Here is a 13,933-nt window from a genome sequence, read left to right as displayed (position 1 = left end):
GCCCCGGGAAGGCAATGACTTTCTAAGCTACCTAAGCCTTCGCAACCGGATTCTTCAGCGAACCCAAACCAGGTATCTCAATCTCAATCTCGTCACCAGGAACCATTTGTGCCGTCCCCGCAGGAGAACCAGTAGAAATCACATCGCCGGGGAGAAGAGTGAACGCCTGGGAGACCCACTCAATAATCTCCGGAACCGACTTAATCATCTGATTCGAATTGGAATCCTGCTTCACCGTGGTGGTTCCGTCGTGAGTCAGGTGAGCACGGATAGGCAGCCCCTCCAAATCGAGAGCATCGAGATTGGTTTCAATCCACGGGCCCATCGGACAGAACGTATCAAGTCCCTTAGCTCGCGCCCACTGACCATCCGAAAACTGCAGGTCACGGGACGAAACATCGTTCACGATGGTGTAGCCGAGCACAGCGTCGCGCCAATTTTCCGCGGCAACGTTCTTCACGGGACGACCAATGACGATGGCGAGTTCACCCTCGAATTCAACGTTCGTCGCGAAGTCCGGGATCCTAATCGGCGACCCCGGCCCGGTAATCGCTGTCGGAGGCTTCAAGAAAATCGTGGGCGGCAGATGCTCGGCACCCTTTTTGAAGACTTCAGCCACGTGGTCGGCGTAGTTACGGCCTACCGCAACGACCTTCGGCGCCAAGATCGGGGCCAAAAGCCGGACGTCTGCGAGGGGCCATTCCTTCCCCGTTAATGTCGGTTCCCCGAACGGGTGGCCATCAATTTGGCGGCAGACGATGTCGTCTCCCTCACCCTCCACGGAACAAAATGTCATACCTTCAACAGTGGCGATTCGAGCTATTCGCATGCGAACCAGCCTACATAACCCCTCACAGCTGATAAGGAAAACATCCTAAAACAGCGAAGATGCTGCCGGCGCAGTGTAGGTGCACGGCAGACGTCCTGCTGCATCACCACCGCGTCGTTCCCTTCTTCCGAATGACGCTCTCCAGCTCCGAACCGAAGTGATCGGCCGACGTCTGCGCCAAATACAGTTCCGCGCACGCCAAAGCGTCTACCAGCGCATTGTGGTTGTGATAGCTCGGCAACCCACGCGAATAGCGCGCGTTCATCAACCGGACCTCGCCACGGCCCGGCCGGCGCCCAAATGACACCGCAGAGCGTCGCTCCAAATCCATCGTGTCGACGACGCGAAGAGGGCTCCACGGCACACCGACCGCACGCTCACAGGCCGTAGAAATAAAGTCGTGCTCAATGAGCGCTAAATGGGCCAACAAAGCACGCCCGGCGGCCGCGTTGACAACGTCCGTCAGAATGTCCAGCAAAGAGCGGCCATTCTCCAACTGGGAATCGGTGATCCCGTGGATCGTCGCCGACTGCCCCACTGAAACGTCGCCCTCGTGATAGCGCACGAGCCAGTGGTCCGCCGTCGCCAAAGGAATAGCACGCCCGTTAATGGCGACCATCCCCACTGACAGCAGACGATCACGGTCAGCATCCAGACCAGTGGTTTCTACATCCACAGCTAACAGCGGTAATTCTGTCAGCGGTGTGTACAGCTCAGGCGCAGGCGTCGTATAGAAATGGTGGAGCGCCTCCGCTAACGCGCATCGGGAGCGATCCCGCGGGTCGTCGCTCTCGCGTAACTGTTCGCACACCTCGCGGGAACGGTCGGCATAGTCCTCCCACGACACGCGTGGTCGTCGTCGAAAAAACCTCATAGACCTGTGCTCGATTCAGCCGACTTGAGCTCGGAGCGGACCAACCGGAACGCATCGCGGAGGGATTCCCGCTCCAAGTGGGCCAAGGAATCGGGATCAATACGAGCGTTCGTTTCCTTCCCATCCCGCCACTGCGAAGCCTGGCTAGCCAACAAAATGAGCTGGAAAATATCGAACGCATCAACGAGGTCCTCAACCCGACGGTGGCTAATGACCCCAGCCCGCGCCGCAGCCCGCAACCGATCACGCGTGCCGACCTCATCCACCCACGCCTGAATCGCGTACAACCGCGCGAGCTGAACAACAGCCGTCAGCCCTCCCCTCTTGATATCAAGAGTGTTGGCGTAATTGCCGGAGCGATCCAGGACGAATCCGCGGAAGAAACCTAGCGGAGGTTCGCGATGGCGCGCGATCTTCACCAGTGCGTTAAGGAAACGTCGATCCCGGCGCGCGGTCATGAGGGCGGCGGACCGGACATCGTCGCAGAGTTCACTATCTCCGACTACCGGGCGCATGTCGAAGAAGGTTTGTGCCTTCATTAATGCCTTCGGACCGAGGTCATCAGTCCATGTACTGAACTCTTTTTCCCAGGCACTCGCGGTCAGGCGCCACTTGCTATTGGACGCCATCATGTCGCCCGGGCACACGGGTAACCCGGCTTGGGCCACCAGGCTGCTGAACTTTTCACCCAACTGTTTGAAGTAAAACCCGTGCTTATCGGGGTCGTACTCATCAGACAAAATGATGGCGTGATCCTGGTCGCTAGAGAGCACCATTTCGGAGCGGCCCAGCGATCCCATCACAACAAGGCAGAACGGTACCGGAGCGGGCCCGATTTCCTCCTGCACTAATTCGATGACACGCTTCATCATTTCGTCGGTGCCCAGGGTCAAGAGCCTCGTGGCCTCATGTGGGGTGGCGCCGCGGTCGATGAAACGCACCGCGACGTCGATCACCGCGTCAAAGCACTCAGAGAGCTGGTCCGTTCGTGCCTCGCGGAATTGCGCGGCGGCAAAAATCGGATCGCCCTGGAGCTGCCGCATGACGGCGCCCGTCGTCAAGACTCCAACGACATCGTCATCGTCGATCACGGGAAGGTGGTTCACACGGGCTTCCGTTAACTGCAGCATGCCCTCGAACAGCGGCATGCTCGAATAAGTCACCATGGGTTTGGGCGACATGATGCGCTCCACGGGACCCGACGGATCCGCCCCCTTTGCTAGCACCTCCGACCGCAGCGTTGCATCAGTCACAATTCCGACGATCCGGCTCGGGCGTTGCCCCTCGTTGGCTGGCTTCACGACGATGGCGCTGGATAAATTCCGCTCGCTCATTTTGGTGGCGGTGTCGCGGATCGTAGTGGCGGGCGAGACGATGACCGGTTTCACGGCAACCTCGCCGACGGTTCCGCGGAGCGCATCGATATCGGCAACTCCCCCTGTGCCCGACGTCTCCCGCAATTCGTTGGCTGAACTGCGACGCCTCGTCGTCACTGTCCCGAAGAATGTGGTGACTTCGGGGTAGTTCTCGAGGCTTTCAATAACCTCGACGGGAATTTCGATCAGCAGGCTATCTTCGTGCGCCCAGTAGGAATAGTGCTGCGTCGGTTTATCCGATACCCGGCGCGGATAAATTTCGCCGGGGCCGAAGCGGTCAACCAGTTGATCCCGTTCACCGAAGCAGTTGATGGCCCCGGATCGGACGATGCGGATGCCGGTCATGGCGTCGCCAGCTGACGTGCCACCCGAGTGGCTGTGTGACGTATCAGACGTGGCATCGGCTTTTTCGCCCGCTTTGACGTAGAGCATGGTTGCGTTCCGTGCGACCCGTGCGCGGTGGTCGTCGGTAATGCTGTCAAAGGGCGGGGTGTGCGCTAAGAAATCGGTGATCTCTGAGATTTCAACCGTCATGCCCCTACCGTATCGAATTTGCTCGACGTTTTTTACATGTGTTCCACGGGTATTTCGCTTCCAGTACTTTCGCTTACTCTATTTCCACTTCCAGACTAAGCGGTCTATGTTAGGGGACTATGTCTCGCTCCCGACCTTTATCTTCTGGTTCCCTAGCCTCAGAAGAAACTCCCTCCATTGCTGCGCGGATGGACCGGCTCCCCGTCCTTCGGTCACACAAATTGATCACCATTGTGATCGGATTGGGAGTCTTCTTCGATCAATATGAGAACTTCCTGGCCCCTATCATGTCGACGGTGCTGAAAAAGCACTTCGACCTGGGCGGGACTCAGCTGTCGCTTGTTCTGGCGTCGGCATTCTTGGGCCAATTTGTGGGCGCGCTCTGGATGGGCCGGTTGGCGGACCGCATCGGGCGGCAGCACACCTTCATCATTAACTTGTTGGTCTACTCGCTTGCCTCGATTGTGTGTGGCCTGGCGCCGCATGCCTCTGTTCTGATCCTCGCGCGGTTCGTCGCGGGAATCGGCATCGGCGGGGAATACGCGCTGGCAGACTCGTACCTTGCCGATATCCTCCCGTCCAAGGTGCGCGGCCGCTACATTGTGTGGGCCTACACGGTGAGCTTCTTCGGGGTGCCTTTATCAGGGTTCCTCGCCCGGTGGCTCGTTCCCCTAGAGCCTTTGGGGTTCGACGGTTGGCGCTGGATGTTCATCATCGGCGGTGTGGGTGGATTAATTGTGTGGGCTATCCGCAGCTTCCTCCCCGAATCGCCGGTGTGGCTTGAGGCTCATGGCCGCACAGATGAAGCCGAAAAGATCGCGCGTCGTTTTGAGGATGAAGCACGAAAAGAGGGCCACACCCTCGCGGAACCGGACACCCGCGTGCGCCCTGTCCACCAGAAGAATGTGCAGTTCTCGGAAGTGTTCGCCCCCGCGGTGAGGAAGCGGACGCTCGTTGTCTCCATCATGAGTGTTCTGCAGGTGTTCGGGTACTACGGTTTTGGCACGATCGCGACCCTCGCTCTGGCGGCGAAAGGGTTCGATATTGTGGATTCCATTGCGTACACCGCGGTGACCTACATCGGTTATCCGGTCGGTTCGTTACTGATGGTACCGCTGGTTGACCGGTTTGAGCGCAAACACCTCATTGTTGCCACCGCCATCATGATGGGTGTCTTCGGTCTCGTCTTCGGCTTCTCCCCCACGCCCGCCATTGTCATGATCGCCGGCGGATTGTTTACAGCGTCAAGCAACATGTTCTCCGGTGTGTACCACACCTATCTGGCGGAAAACTTCCCGACGCGCATTAGGGGCACGGCTGCTGGTTTCGCCTACTCGCTATCGAAGATTTCGGCGGGCGTCATGCCCTTCATCTTGCTGCCCATTCTGCATAGTGCCGGCCCCGGAACAGTGTTCACTGTCGTCGCCGTCGCCATGGTGATCATGATGATCGACATCGGAGTTTTCGGAGTGCGCACAACGGGGCGCAACGCTGATAATGAAGATCATCTGTGATCGAGGACGTCTAGTTCCCCAGCTTGATTATCCCTAGTTCCGTCGCGTCTGTACCCCTAGCATCGCGGCCAATTCCGGTGTCCACCCATCGACATGCACCGAGGTAGACCCACAGTCGAACGTGTCTGGGGTGCAATACATTCGCACCTTTTCATTGTCATTGCCGAGGTTGTTATTGCCGACGTCACTCCCGCCGGCATCACTCTCTTCGGCGGCGGCGGAGGCACCATTGATGGCGTCGGGACGCGTGCCGAGGAATGTGTAACCGCACGACAGCGATACCGCTTGAGATGCAGCGTTCGTCGGCCAGCTTTCGGATACCGCGATGCCAAAACCGCAATACGTAAATGCCACGGTGAGTGCGGCTCGTCGGGCCTGAGTTCCATATCCGTGCCCTTGAAAAGGTCGCATGATATATGACCCGGTCTCGACGTAGCTATCACCGGCCTTGAGGCCAAGGTCACGAAGGAGTCCGCGCAGCTCCTCCCCGTCTGAGGAAGCAGAGCCAGGGATTCGACGCCGCCGGAGATCAATAACACCAATAAACTCGCCGCGATGCCGGATAACCAAAGCCAAGGTCCACTCGGACGAGGAGGGGTCTCCCATCCCAAGGCTTGCCATTGTGCTCAGGTGAAACGCAGCATTGGAATACTTCGGCGCACCGATCCATGGAAAAACCTCGGGACCAGTGGGATCAGCAAACACATCATCCACTCGCGACACCGCGCGAACGGCGTCGGAAATGGCCTGCTCATCCATAGGCCGGAGCTCCAGCGTGCCCGCCCTTATGCGGAGGCCGGACGGTGGCCAAATCTCAGGTGGTAACACGGCAGTCCCCTACCCCACAGCTAACTGTCGAGACTGTTTGCAATCCGAGTTCCAACTTCCTCGGTGCGAATGCTGCCATCTCTCGAGGCAACATCATTGCGCACCGCGGCCTCAATGGCGTCGGCTTCGTCGGTCTTACCCAAGTGACGGAATAGCAGCGCTCCCGACAAAATCGCAGCGGTTGGATCCGCGATGCCCTTCCCGGCAATATCAGGAGCAGAGCCGTGAACAGGCTCGAACATGGACGGATTCGTGCCGGTCGCGTCGATATTGCCCGATGCAGCCAAACCGATACCACCGGTGACCGCTCCCGCCAGGTCCGTGATGATGTCGCCAAAAAGGTTATCCGTCACAATCACGTCGAAGCGCGAGGGGTCAGTGACCATATAAATTGTCGCCGCGTCGATGTGGCAATAATTCACCTCAACGTCGGGGTATTCCTGGGCAACCTGGTCAACGGTGCGCTGCCACAGTCCACCGGCGTACACAAGGACATTGGTTTTGTGCACCAGCGTTAACTTCTTGCGCCGCTCCTGCGCACGGTCAAAAGCGTAGCGGACAACACGCTCAACTCCGTACCGTGTGTTCACACTTGTTTCGTTGGCAACTTCGTGAGGCGTATCCGCCCGGATCGAACCACCGTTCCCGGCGTACAACCCCTCGGTTCCCTCGCGGACGACAATAAAGTCGACCTTCCCCGGATCGGACAGTGGCGAAGTGACCCCCGGATACAGCACCGACGGGCGCAGATTGACATGGTGATCGAGGGCGAATCGCATCTTCAGCAGGAGCCCGCGCTCCAACACTCCTGATGGGACAGTTCGCGGATCGCCGACAGCCCCAAGCAGAATCGCATCGTGCTCACGCAAGGAGGCAAGATCGTCGTCAGTGAGAAGCTCCCCATTGCGGAGGTACCGGCGGGCGCCGAGGTCGTATTCCGTGGTCTCAATAGACTCGCCGCTCCCCGCCAACGCAGCTCGCATCACTTTGAGCGCTTCCGCTGTTACTTCTGTGCCGATCCCGTCGCCAGGGATAACCGCTAGTTTCATATCCTGAGATACCTTTCTCACATCACGGGTTTCTTGTGAGTCTAACTGATCGCCGACGCTCCAGCCATACGTTTAAGCAGCGCGCGCGATTCGTCGTCATTTAGTGTTGCTGCCTGGAGCCGGGCTAGGGCGTCGGCACCATTAAAGTTCACACCAATAAGGACAATTTCCGACGACGGAACCTCCGACGCCTGCGACCATAACGCTGCAGGTGAGATCGTTAAATTCGGGCCGGCCTGGGACCACATCTGAATGAGCTCCGGGCGGTCCGCGATCCAACAATGCCCTTTTGACCGAACCAGACCACGCATGGATTTCACCGCTGCGATGAGACGGCGCTGGTCAAATGGCCGTTGGGATCGAAACACCACTGAGGAAATCCCGTACTCTTCGGTTTCCGGAGTATGCGGATTCGCGAGTTCATCAAGGTACCCGGGAGCTGCAGCGGACTCATCGACGTCATAAAGGTGCGCATCGAGCACAGCTTCCATCGAAATCTCGCCATTGACCACACGACGTATGCGTGCGCGCGGATTCATGGCGTGAACAGCATCTTCAGTTGCTTTAGCGAGTTCATCACAAACCAGGTCGCATTTCGTCACGAAGATCATGTCGGCAAACTCGACTTGGTCGACGAGAAGCTCCGCAACCGTGCGGTCGTCGTCGGGAGTGGCCTCTAAACCCCGGTCAGAGAGTCGCCCACGTTTGTACATCTGAGGCAGGAACGTCGTTGCATCGACCAGGGTCACCATTGTGTCGATCGGAGCGATGCCACCAAGATGGACGCCGTCGGAAAACTCCCACTCGAAGGTTGCGGCGACGGGCATCGGCTCTGAGATGCCCGTTGATTCGATAACGATGTGGTCGAACTTTTGGCTCGCCGCGAGCGACGTGACTGATTCAATGAGGTCTTCCCGCAGCGTGCAGCAGATGCAGCCATTGGAGAGCTCGACCATGCGGTCACTTCCGCGCTCAAGGTGCCCCTCACCGGCGATGAGCGCAGCGTCAATATTCACTTCCGAAAAGTCGTTGACGATCACCGCGATTTTGCGGCCCGCGCGGTTAGCCAACAGGTGGTTGAGGAGCGTCGTTTTCCCCGAACCGAGGAACCCTGACAGAACCGTCACCGGCGTCGGCCGAAAATCAGCCATGTCGGCGTTTCGGACGTTTTCTTTCACCGCATCGTCCATATGGCGCTCTTCAAACACTGTGCATCCCCTTAACGTCTCTCCGCGTTAGTCGCAGCACAAAGCTGGACATAACGCACCACTTGAGATGGAGGACGGCAGTCAGCCAAAGTTAGTCAACCAGTGCCCGGCGCAGTTGGCTGACTACACATCCTCCAAAGCGTTAATGATACACAATGTCAATAGTGGCGGTTTCCACCCACCCAGGCGGATGGGCCTACCTAGTCGAAGTCGAGTGCAATGGCGTACTGCGCATCCAACGATGCCTTCATCGACTCCATCACATCGTCAGGAACCGACTTATCCACCCTAAGAACCAGCGTGGCACCAGTTCCGGCCTTATCCTGCGACAATGCCGCGGCCTCGACGTTAATTCCACGCTCACCCAACTGGGATCCGACGGCACCCAAGGCACCCGGGCGGTCCTTGTAGTGCAGGAACACGTTCCGACCTTCCGCGCGAAGATCCAACCCTCGGTCGTTGATGCGGACAATCTTTTCCACACCATCCAAGCCGGTCAGGGCACCCACGACCGACACGGTGTCGCCCGTATTAGTAACAAGCCGAACCTCAACAACAGAGCGGTGCAGCACCGACTCGGCAGCCGTCGTCACGGAAAGTTGAACACCACGGTCCTCAGCAATGGCCGGGGCATTAACAAATGTCACCTTCTCATCCACCGTGCCCGCGAACACGCCACGCAGAGCCGCAAGACCCAGGGCATCGACATTTTCGGAAGACAGCTCGCCACGCGCGATCACTTCCACCGACGTCGTCGCACCATGCTGGATTGCCGACGCCAACACAGCCAGCTTGCGCGTGAGGTTCAGCCACAGGGAGACCTCTTCGCCGATGGCACCACCAGAGACGTTCACCGCATCGGGAACAAACTCTCCCGCGAGGGCAAGCAAAACGGACTTCGCTACATCGATCCCGGCGCGATCCTGCGCCTCCACGGTCGACGCGCCTAAGTGAGGTGTCACCACAACTTCGGGCCGGTCAAACAGAGGAGAATCCGTGCAAGGCTCCGTGGCGTACACATCCACACCCGCGCCACGAATGTGGCCGGAATCGATCGCGCGAGCCAGCGCTTCTTCGTCGATAAGACCACCGCGAGCAGCATTAACGATAATCTGCCCCTTCTTCGACTTCTCAAGGAGAGCGTCATTGAACATGTCCGCTGTCTCCTTGGTCTTGGGGAGGTGGATGGTGACGAAATCAGCCACCGCCATCAGTTCCTCGAGGTCAATGAGCTCAACCCCCAACTGTGCGGCGCGCGCGGGGTTAGCGTAGGGGTCATAAGCAACAATGCGCTCCACATCAAAGGCCGCAAGCCGTTGAGCAAAGAGCTGCCCGATATGGCCAAAGCCGACGATGCCCACAGTCTTGCCATATACCTCGACACCCTTGAAGGACGACCGTTTCCACTCGCCTTGCCGCAGCGATTGATCGGCCTGGGGGATCTGCCGAGCAGCCGCGAGCAGCAAGGTGATCGCATGTTCGCAGGCTGAGTGAATATTCGACGTGGGCGCGTTGACCACCATCACACCACGCTGTGTCGCGCCTTCAATGTCAACATTGTCCAGTCCGACGCCCGCGCGGCCGATGATTTTCAATTCTTTGGCGGCGTCGAGAACTTCTTCATCCACCGTGGTGGCGGAACGTACTAGGAGCGCATCTGCTTCTGAGACGGCGGCCAGGAGCTCGGCACGGTTCGGCCCGTCTACCCACCGGACCTCAACGCCATCTCCCAGCGCCTCGATTGTTGATTGAGCAAGCTTGTCAGCGATAAGAACCACAGGTAAGCAGTTGTGATTCACGATTTGGTCCTCCTAGTAAAATAGCGCACGGTCAGGTGCACTCCGTCGTGTGGGTTGGGGGTTTGAGCACATATATGGCCCGGATGATCAGGCGCAGATATACAAAAAGCATAGCCCTCCTACCAGCACATTATGGCGAAATAAGAGGACTATGCTGAATAATATCCCTTTTTGGGGATAATTTAAGCGGTTTCGTCCAACGGGTTAGCGATCCAGCTCATCATGGAGCGCATATCTTTACCGGCCTTCTCCAACGGGTGGTTCGCGTATTCCTCGCGCAGACCCTTCAAACCAGGCTGACCAGCGTCGACATCCTTGAACATGGCGTCGACGAAGGTGCCGTCCTGAATCTCAGAGAGAACCTTCTTCATCGACTCCTTGACGTGGTCATCAATGATCTTCGGTCCCGAAACGTAGCCACCGAACTCAGCGGTTTCCGAGATCGAGTAGTTCATGTTCGACAGGCCACCCTCGAAGATGAGGTCCACGATCAGCTTCATCTCGTGGCAGACCTCGAAGAACGCCATCTCCGGTGCGTACCCAGCTTCGACGAGAACCTCGAAGCCCGTCATCATCAGCTTTTCCAAGCCACCACAGAGAACTGCCTGCTCACCGAAGAGGTCAGTTTCGGTCTCTTCACGGAAGGTGGTCTCGATAACCCCTGCACGTCCAGCGCCGATAGCGGCTGCATAGGACAGTGCCAGCGCCGTGCCCTCGCCGGTCGGGTCATTTTCCACGGCAATCAACGAGGGAACACCCTTGCCCTCCGTAAACTGGCGACGAACCAGGTGGCCGGGGCCCTTCGGTGCAACCATGCCCACCGTGACTCCCTTAGGAGCGACGATCTTCTTGAAGTGAATGTTCAAGCCGTGGGCGAAGAAAATAGCGTCCCCATCTTTCAGGTGAGGTTCAATCTCCTTTTCGAAGATCGCGATCTGCGACGTGTCGGGGGCCAAGATCATGATCAGATCTGCCCACTCAGCGGCCTCAGCGTTAGAGAGCACTTCGAAGCCAGCTTCTTTGGCCTTTTCCGCGGACTTGGAGCCCTCGCGCAGGCCGATACGAACATCGACGCCAGAGTCGCGCAAGCACTTAGCGTGTGCGTGGCCCTGTGAACCGTAGCCAATCACCGCTACTTTGCGGCCTTGGATGATGCTCAGGTCTGCGTCATCGTCGTAATAAGTTTTGATTGCCACTGTAACTCCTTTCAAGAGTTCCATTTGTCGAGAAGATCATATCATAGGGTGAGATTATCGTTTGGGCATCATGGGATTCGCACCACGACTTAAAGCAACCACCCCCGAATACACTTGTTCGCGGATACCAAAGGGCCGAAGGACATCCAACAAAGCAACCAATTTCCCCGGCTGCCCCGTCGCCTCAATGACCACCGATTCAGGTGCCACATCGACCACACGAGCACGGAACAGGTTGGCAGCGTCGACAACCTGCGCCCGGTTCTCATTATTCGCCGCAACCTTGACCATAAGCAGGGCACGAGACACCATTTGATCGTCCTTCTGCCGAATGACCTTCAGCACCGGGATCAATTTATTGAGCTGCTTCGTGATCTGTTCGATGGACACTTCATCTGTTTCCACGACGATGGTGATCCGATTGACCCCCTCCAGATCAGTCGTTCCTGTCGTCATCGAAATGATGTTGAATGATCGCCGAGCGAACATCCCGGACAGCCGAGCAACAATGCCTGGCTGATCTTCCACTAAGAGACTCAACGTATGTTGCATGCCCCTACTCCTCTCCCCCGCCGCGCTGGTCGTCGGTGGCTGCTGTGGTTCCTTCCGCTGCCACCCGAGCCTGATCCTCTTCAATAACGTCGCTCACATCAGTGACCGAATCTTCATCAATCATCTGATCGGAGTCGAACAATGGCCGCAGGTTGAGGGCGTACTGGATCTCATCATTCGAGTGTCCCGACGCAACCATCGGCCACACTTGCGCATCCTCACCAACGATGAAGTCAATCACCACAGGCCGGTCGTTAATCTCGCGCGCTTTCTTGATCGTCGGCACGATCTCGTCTTCCCGAGTAACACGGAAGCTCGCACAGCCCATCGACTCTGCCAAGGACACAAAATCCGGTAGATACTCGCCCTTCGGGTGAAGGCCCGTGTGCGAATAGTGGCTCTGGTAGAACAAATTCTGCCACTGACGAACCATGCCCAGATTGCCGTTATTAATCACCGCAACTTTGATCGGAAGATCATTGACCGCACAGGTCACCAACTCCTGGTTGGTCATCTGGAAGCAACCATCGCCATCGATAGCCCAGACTTCTTTCCCCGGCGAACCGGCCTGAGCACCCATCGCAGCAGGAACGGCATAACCCATCGTCCCCAAGCCACCCGAGTTCAACCATGTCCGCGGCTGTTCATAATCGACGAACTGCGCCGCCCACATCTGGTGCTGCCCCACCCCAGCGCAGTAAATCGCGTCGGGACCAACTTCATCGGAAATGGCCTTAATAACCGCTTGGGGAGCTAACTTGCCATCGTCGGGATTCTCCCACCCCAAGGCATAGGTCTTCTGCAAAGAATGGAGATAATCAACCCAACGGCTACACTCAGGCTGCTTCAGGTTCTTCTTCTCGTACATATCAGTCAGAGACTGAAGAACTTCTCGCGCATCCCCGACGATGGGGACCTCAACCTCGCGGATCTTTCCGATCTCCGCAGGGTCAATATCCGCGTGGATAAACTTCGCCTCAGGAGCGAAAGACTCAACATCGCCAGTGACACGATCGTCGAAACGCGTTCCGATCGCTATAACAACGTCAGCTTTCTGCAATGAAGCGACGGCCGAGACGCTGCCGTGCATCCCCGGCATCCCCATATGAAGAGGATGAGAATCGGGGAACGACCCCAGCGCCATCAACGTCGTCACCACGGGAATACCCGTCTTCTCGACGAACTCCGCAAGCTCCGCGCTGGCGTTAGCCTTGATCACCCCACCACCGACGTAGAGCACCGGGCGACGGGATTGTGCAATGAGATCCACCGCCTGCTTGATTTTCCGCGAGTGCGGCGACGTCGTCGGCCTATAACCAGGAAGCTCAAGCTCAACAGGCCACTCAAACTCAGCGACCTGATTCTGAATATCCTTCGGCACGTCGACAAGCACCGGACCAGGCCGACCGGTGGATGCCAAGTGGAATGCTTCCGCAATCAGACGCGGGATGTCCTCAACTTTGGTCACCATGAAGTTGTGCTTCGTGACGGGAAGGGTCACCCCGCAAATATCAGCTTCCTGGAACGCGTCGGTTCCCAATAAGTGCAGCCCCACCTGCCCAGTAATCGCGACGACCGGAACGGAGTCAATGTTGGCATCGGCCAGCGGCGTCACAAGGTTCGTCGCGCCGGGTCCTGATGTCGCGATGCACACGCCAACTTCGCCGGTGGCTTGGGCATAACCGGTTGCGGCGTGGCCAGCGCCCTGCTCGTGGCGCACCAGAATGTGATTGAGGATGGTCGATTCGTAAAGGGCCTCGTAGAGGGGAAGAACAGCGCCACCCGGAAGACCGAAAACAGTCCGAGTGCCCAATACCTCGAGGGTACGGACAATAAGCTCTGCGCCGGTGAACTTTTCTTTTCGGATTTTCTGAGTGGGTTTGTTGGGTGCTCCCGACTGCGTTGCCACAGTTGAAGCCGCAACCGTCGCCGGAGTGGGCGGTTGAGAGGGGGCGTTCACGGTTTTGTGCTCTCCTCACTGTGTTATCAGGGGTATCAGCCTCAGCGGAACTTTTATTACCGACGGATGAGCGTGTTGTTGCCATCGTCACGAGTTCCGATAAAGCATCGGATATGAAAAAAGCCCTTCTCGCGTGGTGCGAAAGGGCGGTGACGAGTAACCAGGAAAGCTAACGCCCTCTCGGTACTACAAGAATGATGGTGGTCATCGTTGC

11 protein-coding genes are annotated in these 13,933 nt (G+C 57.7%); 1 reads left to right on the top strand and 10 read right to left on the bottom strand.

The window, feature by feature from the left end; genetic code table 11:
- Window positions 1-31: 31 nt before the first annotated feature.
- The 3 genes from JMN36_RS01045 to JMN36_RS01035 all read right to left on the bottom strand — a co-directional run bounded on the left by JMN36_RS01045 (window position 32) and on the right by JMN36_RS01035 (window position 3,613).
- Window positions 32-829 carry a fumarylacetoacetate hydrolase family protein gene (locus tag JMN36_RS01045; RefSeq protein ID WP_204581525.1) on the bottom strand — a complete coding sequence of 266 codons (798 nt, stop codon included), beginning with the start codon at window positions 827-829 and terminating at the stop codon, window positions 32-34.
- 103 nt (window positions 830-932) lie between these two features.
- The gene (locus JMN36_RS01040; protein WP_221923686.1) at window positions 933-1,703 is read right to left on the bottom strand and encodes an exonuclease domain-containing protein; all 771 of its coding nucleotides are present in this window, start codon (window positions 1,701-1,703) and stop codon (window positions 933-935) included.
- Window positions 1,700-3,613 (bottom strand): DUF294 nucleotidyltransferase-like domain-containing protein, encoded by a 1,914-nt coding sequence (locus JMN36_RS01035; protein WP_204087150.1) that lies wholly within the window; start codon window positions 3,611-3,613, stop codon window positions 1,700-1,702. Before JMN36_RS01035 ends, JMN36_RS01040 begins: the two co-directional genes overlap by 4 nt.
- A 119-nt stretch (window positions 3,614-3,732) precedes the next feature.
- Between JMN36_RS01035 and JMN36_RS01030 the strand changes: the two genes are divergently transcribed.
- Window positions 3,733-5,127 carry an MFS transporter gene (locus JMN36_RS01030; protein ID WP_221923685.1) on the top strand — a complete coding sequence of 465 codons (1,395 nt, stop codon included), beginning with the start codon at window positions 3,733-3,735 and terminating at the stop codon, window positions 5,125-5,127.
- Between the two features lie 33 nt (window positions 5,128-5,160).
- Here JMN36_RS01030 and JMN36_RS01025 read toward each other — a convergent pair whose 3' ends face one another.
- From JMN36_RS01025 to JMN36_RS00995, 7 genes are all read right to left on the bottom strand, one after another.
- On the bottom strand, window positions 5,161-5,955 hold the full coding sequence (locus JMN36_RS01025; RefSeq protein WP_204087152.1) for a GNAT family N-acetyltransferase: 795 nt from the start codon (window positions 5,953-5,955) through the stop codon (window positions 5,161-5,163).
- 20 nt (window positions 5,956-5,975) lie between these two features.
- Window positions 5,976-7,004, bottom strand: coding sequence for a 3-isopropylmalate dehydrogenase (locus JMN36_RS01020; protein WP_204087153.1), 1,029 nt, complete (start codon window positions 7,002-7,004; stop codon window positions 5,976-5,978).
- 41 nt (window positions 7,005-7,045) lie between these two features.
- The gene (locus tag JMN36_RS01015; protein ID WP_204088735.1) at window positions 7,046-8,155 is read right to left on the bottom strand and encodes a GTP-binding protein; all 1,110 of its coding nucleotides are present in this window, start codon (window positions 8,153-8,155) and stop codon (window positions 7,046-7,048) included.
- A 257-nt stretch (window positions 8,156-8,412) separates the two neighbouring features.
- Window positions 8,413-10,011, bottom strand: coding sequence for a phosphoglycerate dehydrogenase (gene serA, locus JMN36_RS01010; protein ID WP_221923684.1), 1,599 nt, complete (start codon window positions 10,009-10,011; stop codon window positions 8,413-8,415).
- Window positions 10,012-10,193: 182 nt separating this feature from the next.
- The gene (gene ilvC, locus JMN36_RS01005) at window positions 10,194-11,207 is read right to left on the bottom strand and encodes a ketol-acid reductoisomerase (protein WP_221923683.1); all 1,014 of its coding nucleotides are present in this window, start codon (window positions 11,205-11,207) and stop codon (window positions 10,194-10,196) included.
- A gap of 54 nt (window positions 11,208-11,261) precedes the next feature.
- A complete protein-coding gene (gene ilvN, locus JMN36_RS01000) occupies window positions 11,262-11,759 on the bottom strand; it encodes an acetolactate synthase small subunit (protein ID WP_204087156.1) in 498 nt (165 codons plus the stop codon).
- 4 nt (window positions 11,760-11,763) lie between these two features.
- The gene (locus tag JMN36_RS00995; RefSeq protein ID WP_204087157.1) at window positions 11,764-13,719 is read right to left on the bottom strand and encodes an acetolactate synthase large subunit; all 1,956 of its coding nucleotides are present in this window, start codon (window positions 13,717-13,719) and stop codon (window positions 11,764-11,766) included.
- Between the last annotated feature and the right edge of the window lie 214 nt (window positions 13,720-13,933).

It is taken from the genome of Corynebacterium pseudokroppenstedtii (assembly GCF_019754945.1).
GTDB classification, from domain to species: Bacteria; Actinomycetota; Actinomycetes; order Mycobacteriales; family Mycobacteriaceae; genus Corynebacterium; species Corynebacterium pseudokroppenstedtii.
Note: the sequence above shows the minus strand (reverse complement) of the source record. Positions and strands in the feature narration are given on the sequence as shown.

What these genes read in the sequence shown, in the direction of transcription:
- JMN36_RS01045 (WP_204581525.1), bottom strand. Translation starts at nt 829, where the DNA reads ATGCGAATAGCTCGAATCGCCACTGTTGAAGGTATGACATTTTGTTCC.
- JMN36_RS01040 (WP_221923686.1), bottom strand. Translation starts at nt 1,703, where the DNA reads ATGAGGTTTTTTCGACGACGACCACGCGTGTCGTGGGAGGACTATGCC.
- JMN36_RS01035 (WP_204087150.1), bottom strand. Translation starts at nt 3,613, where the DNA reads ATGACGGTTGAAATCTCAGAGATCACCGATTTCTTAGCGCACACCCCG.
- JMN36_RS01030 (WP_221923685.1), top strand. Translation starts at nt 3,733, where the DNA reads ATGTCTCGCTCCCGACCTTTATCTTCTGGTTCCCTAGCCTCAGAAGAA.
- JMN36_RS01020 (WP_204087153.1), bottom strand. Translation starts at nt 7,004, where the DNA reads ATGAAACTAGCGGTTATCCCTGGCGACGGGATCGGCACAGAAGTAACA.
- JMN36_RS01015 (WP_204088735.1), bottom strand. Translation starts at nt 8,155, where the DNA reads ATGGCTGATTTTCGGCCGACGCCGGTGACGGTTCTGTCAGGGTTCCTC.
- ilvN (WP_204087156.1), bottom strand. Translation starts at nt 11,759, where the DNA reads ATGCAACATACGTTGAGTCTCTTAGTGGAAGATCAGCCAGGCATTGTT.